The following is a 2,595-nucleotide window of genomic DNA, read 5'->3' on the forward strand; positions in this document are numbered from 1 at the left end:
CCATGTCGATCCCCGGCGGCGGCGGCGGCGGGCGGGGTCGCGACATGTTTGCCGCCGTCGGAGAAGCTGTCCGGGGTGACGTTGAGAATAGCCGCGACGAGCGGCTGGTCGAAGCGCAGCATGCGCTCGCCGAGCGGGAGGGGCGCGCGCGGCGCGGTGATGAGGGCGTGAAGATGCGCCGCGCGCTCGCCCTGCGTGGCGACGTCGGCGACCGGGATCGTGCGACGGGCGCCGCGCTCGATCACCTCATAGGCGGCGACCACTGCATCCCGCCGGCGAGCCGCGCGACGCTGCCGTCGGGATGGCCGATCGGGGTGTCGACGAACTGGACGGGGCGGAGGTGGAGGCTGGTCATGCCCCCCCTTTCCCCCAAATCCGCATGCCGTTCAAACGGCTAATCCCGTTCGTCCCGTATAGGCATCGAGCACGTCGAGATGCCGTATCGAGGGACATGTACCTCGATACGAGCCCTCGACTACGCTCGGTCTCTCCTCGGCACGAACGGCAATTCGCTAGACCGTCGTCGCCAGCAAATAGGTCTGGCGGAGATCGTCGATTGGTTTCAGCCCCTTGTCGCTCTCGTAATGCCAGAAGCTCCACCCATTGCAGGCCGGCGCGTTCTGGAGCGTCGAGCCGAGCTTGTGGATCGAGCCGATCGTGCCGCAATCGCTGAGCAGCGAGCCGTCCGCACGGATCGTCGCGCGCCAGCGGCGCTTGCCGTCGGTCAGCACCGTGCCGGGCGCGAGATAGGCGTTCTCGACGAGCACGCCGAACGCGACCTTGGGCTGCGCGCGCGGGCTCATCATCGTCGCGAGCGCGGATTCGTCGAGCGGCAGCGCGGCCTCGATCCGCTCCTGCGCCGCCTCGATATACTCGCCCTCACGGTCGATCCCGATCCAGCTACGCCCCAACCGCTTGGCGACCGCGCCGGTCGTGCCGGTGCCGAAGAACGGGTCGAGCACGACGTCGCCGGGCTTGGTGCAGGCGAGCAGGATCCGGTAGAGCAGCGCCTCGGGCTTCTGCGTCGGATGGACCTTGGTGCCGTTCTTCTTCAAGCGCTCGGGGCCGCCGCAGATCGGGAATTCCCAGTCGCTGCGCATCTGCAGCTCGTCGTTGAGCGTCTTCATCGCGCGGTAGTTGAAGGTGTATTTCGCCTTCTCGCCCTTCGACGCCCAGATCAGCGTCTCGTGCGCGTTGGTGAAGCGCGTGCCGCGGAAATTGGGCATCGGGTTGGTCTTGCGCCAGACGATGTCGTTGAGGATCCAGTAGCCGAGATCCTGCACCGCCGCGCCGACGCGGAAGATGTTGTGATAGCTGCCGATCACCCAGATGCTGCCATCGTCCTTGAGGATCCGGCGCGCTTCCTTCAGCCAGGCGCGGGTGAAGCGGTCATAGGCGGCGAAGGTGTCGAACTTGTCCCACTCGTCGGTGACCGCGTCGACATGGCTGCCATCGGGGCGATAGAGTTCGCCGCCGAGCTGAAGATTGTAGGGCGGATCGGCGAAGATCATGTCGATCGAGTTCGACGGCAGCGCCTTCATGCGCTCGATACAGTCGCCGCGCAGGATCTGGTCGAGCGGCAGCGCGGGCTGCACCGCCGGCGCCGTTCCCTTCTTTACCGCGCGCGGCCGCGCGATCGTGTCGATCAAACCCATGTTTTTGCGCCCCTTGTCGACCCCCATAGCTGCGGAATTGTCCGACTCCGTCAAGCAGAGTTTCATGAACGGCGCGCGCGCGCGAATCCGTCGGTGCGACCAAACGAGTCGCCGTCGCCCAGATGTTGAGTCGTGACAGACTCGCGCCTCAAGCCCTTGGGGTGTGGCGCGAAAGACTCAGCTCGTCGTTTCCTTCGCGAAAAGGCCCTCGCGCGTCAGATAGGCCGCCGCGACGGGGGCGAAACTGCGGCGGTGAATCGGTGTGGGACCGTGATCGCGCAGCGCCTTCATGTGGTGCGCGCAGCCATAGCCCTTGTTCGAATGCCAGTTATATTCGGGGTGGACGTCGGCGGCGGCGATCATGATCAGGTCGCGCGTGTGCTTGGCGACGATCGAGGCGGCGGCGATCGACAGCGATTTCGCATCGCCCCCGACCAGCGGGGTGGCGGGGTAGCTCCAGCGCGGCAGGCGGTTGCCGTCGACCAGCACATGGCCGGGCGCGTGGCCGAGCTCGGTGGCAAGCGCATCGACCGCGAGCGTCATCGCCTTCATCGTCGCCCAGTAGATGTTGAGCGTGTCGATCTCATCGGGCTCGACGATGCCGATACCGACGATCGCACAGCCCTTGAGCCGCGCGCAGAGCCGTTCGCGCTCGGAGGCGGAGAGCTTCTTCGAATCGTCGATGCCGCGGGGCACGCCCTTTGCGGGCAGGATCACCGCGGCGGCGACGACCGGGCCGGCGAGCGGACCGCGACCGGCTTCGTCGACGCCGGCGACGGGGCCGACGCAGAGCTTTTCATGTTTCATGCCGGGCATGTGCGGTCTTTCAGCTGGTCGAACGGGCTGACGCCGAGCGCGTGCCCCATCGGCCCGTGCCCTGCGCCAAGCCCCGGCGGCTGCGCAAGCGCGGCGTGGACGAACGCGATCGCCCGATGGGCGC

2 protein-coding genes and 1 pseudogene are annotated in these 2,595 nt (G+C 67.2%); all 3 read right to left on the reverse strand.

Annotated features, from left to right (window positions below; all coding sequences use genetic code 11):
- Positions 1-355, reverse strand: a pseudogene (locus tag NI18_RS16810) (dihydropteroate synthase); the annotation flags it as partial.
- Positions 356-512: 157 nt separating this feature from the next.
- Positions 513-1,655 (reverse strand): site-specific DNA-methyltransferase, encoded by a 1,143-nt coding sequence (locus NI18_RS16815; protein WP_037531642.1) that lies wholly within the window; start codon positions 1,653-1,655, stop codon positions 513-515.
- A 177-nt stretch (positions 1,656-1,832) separates the two neighbouring features.
- Positions 1,833-2,471 (reverse strand): ribonuclease HII, encoded by a 639-nt coding sequence (locus NI18_RS16820; RefSeq protein WP_037531641.1) that lies wholly within the window; start codon positions 2,469-2,471, stop codon positions 1,833-1,835.
- Between the last annotated feature and the right edge of the window lie 124 nt (positions 2,472-2,595).

This window comes from Sphingomonas sp. Ant20 (assembly GCF_000783375.1).
Lineage (GTDB): Bacteria > Pseudomonadota > Alphaproteobacteria > Sphingomonadales > Sphingomonadaceae > Sphingomonas > Sphingomonas aerolata.